Origin of the sequence: Streptomyces mesophilus, from assembly GCF_011044995.1 — a bacterium.
GTDB lineage: Bacteria > Actinomycetota > Actinomycetes > Streptomycetales > Streptomycetaceae > Streptomyces > Streptomyces mesophilus.
The window spans coordinates 20,594-28,101 of record NZ_JAAKZW010000097.1; the positions used below are offsets into that span (position 1 = coordinate 20,594).

General features: G+C 69.1%; 8 protein-coding genes. 5 read left to right on the plus strand and 3 right to left on the minus strand.

The features are described from left to right. Positions 1 to 21: 21 nt before the first annotated feature. A complete protein-coding gene (locus tag G6045_RS22100) occupies positions 22 to 1,692 on the minus strand; it encodes a sodium:solute symporter family protein (protein ID WP_165333781.1) in 1,671 nt (556 codons plus the stop codon). A 236-nt stretch (positions 1,693 to 1,928) separates the two neighbouring features. Between G6045_RS22100 and galT the strand changes: the two genes are divergently transcribed. The 3 genes from galT to galK are packed head-to-tail and all read left to right on the plus strand — an operon-like array spanning position 1,929 to position 5,102. Further along, on the plus strand, positions 1,929 to 2,987 hold the full coding sequence (galT, locus tag G6045_RS22105; RefSeq protein WP_165333782.1) for a galactose-1-phosphate uridylyltransferase: 1,059 nt from the start codon (positions 1,929 to 1,931) through the stop codon (positions 2,985 to 2,987). Then, complete coding sequence (gene galE / locus G6045_RS22110) at positions 2,984 to 3,955, plus strand: UDP-glucose 4-epimerase GalE (protein WP_165333783.1); 972 nt, start codon at positions 2,984 to 2,986, stop codon at positions 3,953 to 3,955. Before galT ends, galE begins: the two co-directional genes overlap by 4 nt. 7 nt (positions 3,956 to 3,962) lie before the next feature. Next, positions 3,963 to 5,102: a galactokinase gene (galK, locus tag G6045_RS22115; protein ID WP_165333784.1), complete on the plus strand. Its 1,140-nt coding sequence runs from the start codon at positions 3,963 to 3,965 to the stop codon at positions 5,100 to 5,102. Here galK and G6045_RS22120 read toward each other — a convergent pair. Next, complete coding sequence (locus tag G6045_RS22120) at positions 5,062 to 5,538, minus strand: ATP-binding protein (RefSeq protein WP_235968169.1); 477 nt, start codon at positions 5,536 to 5,538, stop codon at positions 5,062 to 5,064. The two genes, galK and G6045_RS22120, sit on opposite strands and share 41 nt — an antisense overlap. Before the next feature lie 130 nt (positions 5,539 to 5,668). Here G6045_RS22120 and G6045_RS22125 point away from each other — a divergent pair, with 130 nt between their 5' ends. Further along, a complete protein-coding gene (locus G6045_RS22125) occupies positions 5,669 to 6,493 on the plus strand; it encodes a helix-turn-helix domain-containing protein (RefSeq protein ID WP_165333785.1) in 825 nt (274 codons plus the stop codon). Beyond that, positions 6,490 to 6,738: a DUF397 domain-containing protein gene (locus G6045_RS22130; RefSeq protein ID WP_165333786.1), complete on the plus strand. Its 249-nt coding sequence runs from the start codon at positions 6,490 to 6,492 to the stop codon at positions 6,736 to 6,738. The genes G6045_RS22125 and G6045_RS22130 overlap by 4 nt, the downstream gene beginning before the upstream one ends. Before the next feature lie 12 nt (positions 6,739 to 6,750). Here the strand turns inward: G6045_RS22130 and G6045_RS22135 are convergent, their stop codons facing one another. Further along, on the minus strand, positions 6,751 to 7,473 hold the full coding sequence (locus tag G6045_RS22135) for a helix-turn-helix transcriptional regulator (RefSeq protein WP_165333787.1): 723 nt from the start codon (positions 7,471 to 7,473) through the stop codon (positions 6,751 to 6,753). Positions 7,474 to 7,508: the final 35 nt, after the last annotated feature.

Below are 7,508 nucleotides of genomic sequence, written 5' to 3' on the forward strand. Positions count from 1 at the left end.
TCTCTATGCCTCCGATCGAATCTAGAAGGAGTACGGGATGTAGCAGGCGGCGGCCAGGACGATCGCGCCCCAGCCGAGCAGGGCCGGGCGGCGGTACCAGGCGCTGTCGCCCTCCTCGGGCGCCTCCTGCATACCGGGCGAGGTCGTCCCGTACACGAGACCCGCGAGCTCGGCCTCGGGCTTGGGCGCCGTGAACAGCGTGACCAGGACCATGACCAGCGCGCCGGCGACGAAGCCGACGATCGCGGAGACGAAGTTGGCGCCCTGGTCGGAGGGGATGTCGATGATGCCCTGCTTGTAGATCACGAAGTAGTTGATCATCGCTGCGGAGGTACCGGCGAGCAGTCCCCACACACCGGATTTCATCGAGGCGCGCTTCCAGAACATGCCGATGATGAAGACCACGAACATCGGGACGTTGAAGAACGAGAACAGGGTCTGCAGGTACCCCATGATGTTCGAGAACGACGAGGCCAGGAAGGCCGTGCCGATGGAGGCCACGACACCGATCGCGGTGATGAGCCGGCCGAACTTCAAGTAGTACGTGTCCTCACGGTCCTTGACCACGTACTTGGCCCAGATGTCCGCGGTGAACACGGTGTTGAAGGACGAGACGTTCGCGGCCATGCCCGCCATGAACGCGGCCAGCAGACCGGTCACCGCGATACCGAGCACACCGTTGGGCAGCAACTCCTGCATCAGGAGCGGGATCGCGTCGTTGTACGTGAGGTCCGAACCGGCGGTGCCGATCTTCGGGACGAGCACGGCGGCGACCAGGCCCGGGATCATCACGATGAAGACGATGAAGATCTTCGGGAAGGCGGCGATCAGCGGAGTGCGCTTGGCGGCGCTCAGGTTCTTGGCCGACAGGGCGCGCTGCACCTCGGCGAAGTTGGTGGTCCAGTAGCCGAAGGAGAGCACGAAGCCGAGGCCGAGCACGATGGTCAGCCAGTTGGCGCCGAGCGGGTTGGCGTCACCGATGCCCGTACCGCCCCAGGCGGACAGGAAGTTGTCGCCGTACTGCTTGGTGAGCGAGTCGGTCAGACCGTCCCAGCCGCCGACCCGCTTGAGGCCGAGCAGCGTCAGGGGTATGAGCGCCGCGAGGATCACGAAGAACTGCAGGACCTCGTTGTAGATCGCGGAGGAGAGACCGCCGATCGTGATGTACGCGAGGACGAAGAAGCCCGCGACGACGATGGACACCCACTGCGGCCAGCCGAGCAGGGCCTCGACCACGATCGACAGGGCGTACAGGTTGACGCCGGCGATCAGGATCGACGCGAAGGCGAACAGGATCGAGCTCAGCAGATGTGCGCTCTTGTCGAAACGCTGGAGCAGGAACTCCGGCACGCTTCGGACCTTGGAGCCGTAGTAGAACGGCATCATCACCAGGCCGAGGAAGACCATGGCCGGGATGGCGCCGATCCAGTACCAGTGCACGACGGCCACGCCGTACTGCGCACCCGTGGCCGCCATGCCGAGGATCTCGGTGGCGCCGAGGTTGGCCGCCACGAAGGCGAGGCCCGTGACCCAGGCGGGCAGGGAGCGGCCGGACAGGAAGAAGTCGAGGCTGGTCTTCACACTGCGCCGGGCGGCGAACCCGATGCCGAGCACGACGGCGAAGTAGATCGCCAGGATCGCGTAGTCCAGCCCGTTGGTGGGGAGCCGAAGCCCTTCGGCGAGGTATTGCATGGGGGAGTCTCGCTTCGTTGCGCGAACGTATCGGACCGGAACCTACGCCTCCGCGTTCGGAAATTGAAGGGGGTCCTTGGTGTTCTTTGTTCGTTCGTGATCGAAGGCGTCGCGCCAGGAGCTCGGCATCCCCCGCGAAACCCCGCGCGCGAACCCACCCCGCCCGTTGACCAATCTGTTGGCTTGTGGTTTGTTGTGTTCGGTTCTGTTTGATGGGTGCGATAGGAGCAGCCCGAGTGAAGAAGACCTCGACGCGGTTGGCCGACGGTCGTGAGCTCATCCACTACGACCTGCGCGACGACGTCGTCCGCGAGGCCGTCGACCGGCGTCCGCTCGACCCGGTCGCCACCACGTCCGAGATCCGCGAGGACCGCCTGCTCGGCGACTTCGTCGCCATCGCCTCGCACCGCAACGCCCGCACCTACCACCCGCCGGCGAACGAGTGCCCGCTGTGTCCCTCGAAGGACGGGCAGCTCAGCGAGATCCCCGACTCCAGTTACGACGTGGTGGTCTTCGAGAACCGCTTCCCCTCGCTGGCCGGGGACTCCGGGCGCTGCGAGGTGGTCTGCTTCACCTCCGACCACGACGCGTCCTTCGCCGACCTCTCCCCCGAGCAGGCCCGGCTCGTGCTCGACGCCTGGACCGACCGGACCGCCGAGCTGTCGCATCTGCCGTCCGTCGCGCAGGTCTTCTGCTTCGAGAACCGCGGCGCCGAGATCGGGGTGACCCTCGGCCACCCGCACGGACAGATCTACGGATACCCCGACATCACCCCGCGCACGGAGCTGATGCTGCGCTCGCTGGGCGCGCACAAGGCCCGCGAAGGCGGCAACCTCTTCGACGAGCTGGTCGCCGACGAGCTCGCCGACGGGAGCCGCGTCGTCCTCGAGGGTGAGCACTGGGTGGCGTTCGTGCCGTACGCCGCGCACTGGCCGTACGAGATCCATCTCTATCCGAAGCAGCGCGTGCCGGATCTGCTGGCGCTCGACGAAGCGGCGCGCACCGAGTTCCCACAGATCTATCTGGAACTTCTTCGCAGGTTCGACCGGATCTTCGGACCGGGTGAGCCGCCGACCCCGTACATCTCCGCATGGCACCAGGCGCCGTTCACCGCCCTCGACGCCTACGGCGTGGAACGGGAGGATTTCGCCCTCCACCTTGAGCTTTTCACCATCCGCCGTACTTCCGGCAAGCTGAAGTTCCTCGCGGGTTCCGAGTCCGGCATGAGCGTGTTCATCAACGACGTGCCGCCGGAGACCGCGGCCGAGCGACTGCGAGAGGTAGCTAGTTCATGAGCGGCCAGTACGGCAAGTATCTAGTCACCGGTGGCGCCGGATATGTCGGCAGCGTGGTGGCTCAGCACCTTCTTGAGGCCGGGCACCAGGTGGTCGTGCTCGACAACCTCTCCACGGGCTTTCGCGAAGGCGTGCCGGCGGGCGCCGAGTTCATCGAGGGTGACATCCGCGACGCCGCCAAATGGCTGGACTCCTCCTTCGACGGCGTGCTGCACTTCGCCGCGTTCTCGCAGGTCGGCGAGTCCGTGGTCAAGCCCGAGAAGTACTGGGACAACAACGTCGGCGGCACCATGGCGCTGATCGGCGCGATGCGCGCGGCACGGGTGCGCAAGCTGGTCTTCTCGTCCACGGCCGCGACGTACGGCGAGCCCACCGAGGTCCCGATCGTCGAGACCGCGGCCACCGCTCCGACGAATCCGTACGGTGCCTCGAAGCTGGCCGTCGACCACATGATCACCGGCGAGTGCGCGGCGCACGGGCTCGCGGCGGTCTCGCTGCGGTACTTCAACGTGGCCGGTGCGTACGGCAGTTGCGGGGAGCGGCACGACCCCGAGTCGCACCTCATCCCCCTCGTCCTCCAGGTCGCGCAGGGCAAGCGTGAGGCGATCTCCGTCTTCGGCGAGGACTACCCGACGCCGGACGGGACCTGCGTACGCGACTACATCCACGTCGCGGACCTCGCGGAGGCCCATCTGCTCGCGCTCGGCGCCCCGCGCGAGGGCGAGCATCTGATCTGCAACCTGGGCAACGGCAACGGCTTCTCGGTACGCGAGGTCATCGACACCGTCCGCCAGGTCACCGGCCACCCGATCCCCGAGGTCGTGGCCCCGCGCCGCGGCGGCGACCCCGCCGTCCTCGTCGCCTCCGCCGACGCCGCCCGCGAGCGGCTCGGCTGGACTCCGTCCCGCGCGGACCTCGCGGGGATCGTCGCCGATGCGTGGGCTTTCGCGCAGTCCCGGGAAGGGTGAAGCTCACATGGCAGGTGTGGCGGAGGAGTTCGGCCGTCTTTACGGGTACGAGCCCGAGGGGGTCTGGGAAGCACCGGGCCGGGTGAACCTGATCGGTGAGCACACCGACTACAACGACGGTTTCGTGATGCCCTTCGCGCTGCCGCACACCGCGGTGGCGGCGTTCGGACGGCGCACCGATACGGCGGTACGGGCCCACTCGGCGGATCTGCCGGGCGAGCCGGTCGTGGTGGCCGACCCCGCGCCGGGCGCGTCCGCGGGCTGGGCGGACTATGTGGCGAGCGTGGTGTGGGCGCTGCGGGACGCCGGGCACGCGGTGGGCGGAGTGGACGTCCATCTCGCGTCGACCGTGCCGACGGGCGCCGGGCTCTCCTCGTCCGCGGCCCTCGAGGTCGTGGTCGCGCTCGCGCTCAACGACCTGTTCGAACTCGGCCTGGAACGCCAGCAGTTGGCCAGCCTGTGCCAGCGCGCGGAGAACGACTACGTGGGCGCGCCCACCGGGATCATGGACCAGACGGCTTCGGCCTGCTGCACGGCCGGGCACGCCCTGTTCCTCGACACCCGCGACCTCTCCCAGCGCCAGGTGCCCTTCGACCTGGCCTCGCTCGGGCTGCGGCTGCTTGTCGTGGACACCCAGGTGAAGCACTCCCACAGCGAGGGCGAGTACGGCAAGCGGCGGGCCGGATGTGAGGCAGGGGCCGCGGAGCTGGGGGTTTCCGCGCTGCGGGACGTTCCGTTCGCCTCGCTGCCGGAGTCCCTCGACCGGCTCTCCTGCGACGAGATACGCGGCCTGGTACGGCATATCGTCACGGAGAACCACCGCGTGGAGCGGGTCATCTCGCTCCTGGACGCGGGCGATGTACGGGCCATCGGCCCCGTCCTCGTCGAGGGCCACGCCTCACTGCGCGACGACTTCCGCGTGTCCTGCCCGGAGTTGGACCTGGTAGTCGACTCGGCCGTGGCGGCCGGGGCCCTTGGCGCCCGGATGACGGGCGGCGGTTTCGGCGGCTCCGCGATCGTCCTGGTCGAGGAGCCTTCCTCGGACCAGGTGGCGAAGTCCGTGGTGGAGGCGTTCGCCTCGCACGGCCTGACGGAACCGCGGGTCTTCACGGCGGTCCCGGCCGCGGGGGCGCGGCGGGTGCGCTGACGCCCACCTCGGCCACTCCCCCGGACCGGCCGCCGAGCGGCAGCTCGGCCCACACCGTCTTGCGCGGCGCCGGACCTTCGACGACGCCCCAACTCCCGGCCAGCGCACCGACGATCAGCAGCCCCCGCCCCGACTCACCGTCCGGGGACGGGGGCTGTTCGTCGGGGTGCCGGTCCGGGCGGGTGTCGTCCACCTCGATGCGCAACGTGTCCGCGCCGAGGACGAGCCGCACCTCGAAGTCCCGCCCGGGGACGTGCCCGTGCAGCACGGCGTTGGCGGCGAGCTCGGCGAGGACAGCTTCGGCGTCGCCGAACGGTACGTCCCAGGAACGCAGTTGCTCGACCGCGAGCAGCCGGGCGAGGCGAGCGCCCCGGCGGGTGCCGGAGAAACGCTGCGTGAAGGTGCGGGCGGTGGCGGGGAGTTGGTGGGTGGTCATGGGGTTACGGTCCCGGGGTGCGAGGCCCGGCGGCCAGCCTTGAAGCGTGTACGGTGCGCGACCGTACACGCACGCACTGTAGACAGTACGCAGGGTGACCCGTGACGCTTTGTCACGGGAGGTGGTTCTGATGCACTCCGAGTACGAGGAGCCGGACCCGTCGGACAGTCTGCGGACCTTCGGTGCGGTCATCCACGCATTGCGGGAGCACACGGGGCTGAGCCGGGAGGAGTTCGCGTCCCGCGTGGGCTTCTCCAAACACACGGTGGTCTCCATCGAGTTGGGCCGCCGGATGCCCGACCGCGACTTCGTCGACCGCGCCGAACTGGCGCTCGGCAACACCGGCGCCCTCCGCCGCTCTGCACAGCACCTGTCCCGGCAGCCCGGACTGGCGGCGTGGTTCCGCCAGTGGGCGAAACTGGAACAGGAGGCGACGCGCCTCGACACGTACGAATGCCGTCTGGTGCCGGGCCTGCTGCAATGCGAGGCCTACGCCAGGACCGTGTTCGCCAACGCGCAGCCCCCGCTCGACGACGCCCGCCTCGAAGCGCAGGTGGCCGCCCGCATGGAACGGCAGCGCCTGCTCCGGGAGCGGCAGCGCACGTCGTTCAGCTTCATCATCGAAGAGCACATCTTCCAGCGGCAGTTGGGCGGACCTGACGTGACCCGCCCGCTCCTGGACCATGTCCTGGCCTGTACGGAGCCCCGCAATGTCGTCCTGCAGATCATGCCGGTCCGCTCCTTGCTGCATGCGGCGCTGGACGGGCCGATACAGCTCCTGGAAACAGCGGACCAACGGCGCCTTGCCTACTCGGAGGGGCAGAAGAACGGCCGCCTGATCGCCGACCCGAAAGAGGCAGCCGCACTGCACGACCGTTATGCGACACTGCGCTCGCAGGCCCTCACCCCCGAAGACTCCCGGAGCCTGCTGGAGCGAATGCGAGGAGCACCATGAGCATCACGGAACTCGCCTGGTTCAAGAGCAGCTACAGCGGCACCGAGGGCGACAGCTGCGTAGAAGTAGCCCTGGACTGGCGCAAGTCGACACACAGCGGAACCCAAGGCGACAGCTGCATCGAAATCGCCCCCTGCCCCACCGCCATCCACATCCGCGACTCCAAGGACACCCGCCGCCCCGGCTTCCACGTCGGTCCGGACGCCTGGCGGCACTTCACCGGATACGCCGCCGAGCAGGCGTAAGGCCGAAAAGCCTTATACGTGACCGGAGTTGTTGATCGAGGGCAGCTCCGGAGCCGCGGGCACACCGCCGACCGGGCCCGCCCGGTCGAGCAGCCCCGTACGGGCCGCGAGCGCCGCCGCTTCAAGACGCGAGCCGACGCCCAGCTTCATCAGGACACGCTGCACATGCGTACGGGCCGTGCTCGGCGCGATCCCCATGCCCGCCGCGATCAGCCGGGTGTCCTCGCCGTCCGCGACCCGGACGAGGACCTCGACCTCGCGCGGGGTGAGCATCTGCAGGAGGCGCTGGCCCTCGTCGTCGGGCTGCGCGGCCGGGTTGAGCAGTTCGGCGAACGCGCCCTGGAGCAGCGACGGCGCGACCGCGGCCTCGCCGGAGCGGGCCTTCATGATGGCGCGCTCGACGCCTTCGATCCGCTCGTCGTGCCGTACGTATCCGGAGGCGCCGGCGGCGAACGCGGCCGCGATGCCGCGGGGTGAGGGCACGGGGCCCAGGACCACGACGGCGACCTGCGGACGCTCCCGCTTGATCTTCACGATCGGGTCGAACATGCCCGGCTCGGCGGGTGTGGATGTACCGATCAGACAGACCTCGGGCGCCCGCTGCACCACCAGCTCGGCCGCCCCCGCGGCCGGTGCCGCGGCGGCGAGCACCCGGTGCCCGCGCAGTTTCAGGGCCGAGGCGAGCGCCTCGGCCAGCAGACGGTGATCGTCGACCACCATGAGTCGCACACCCATCGGGCCACCCCCCATTCCCCCACGCGCACAAGTAT

Bases quoted from the DNA above. Each gene is read 5' to 3' on its own strand.
- galK (WP_165333784.1), top strand. From the start codon at position 3,963: ATGGCAGGTGTGGCGGAGGAGTTCGGCCGTCTTTACGGGTACGAGCCC.
- G6045_RS22125 (WP_165333785.1), top strand. From the start codon at position 5,669: ATGCACTCCGAGTACGAGGAGCCGGACCCGTCGGACAGTCTGCGGACC.
- G6045_RS22130 (WP_165333786.1), top strand. From the start codon at position 6,490: ATGAGCATCACGGAACTCGCCTGGTTCAAGAGCAGCTACAGCGGCACC.
- G6045_RS22100 (WP_165333781.1), bottom strand. From the start codon at position 1,692: ATGCAATACCTCGCCGAAGGGCTTCGGCTCCCCACCAACGGGCTGGAC.
- G6045_RS22135 (WP_165333787.1), bottom strand. From the start codon at position 7,473: ATGGGTGTGCGACTCATGGTGGTCGACGATCACCGTCTGCTGGCCGAG.
- G6045_RS22120 (WP_235968169.1), bottom strand. From the start codon at position 5,538: ATGACCACCCACCAACTCCCCGCCACCGCCCGCACCTTCACGCAGCGT.
- galE (WP_165333783.1), top strand. From the start codon at position 2,984: ATGAGCGGCCAGTACGGCAAGTATCTAGTCACCGGTGGCGCCGGATAT.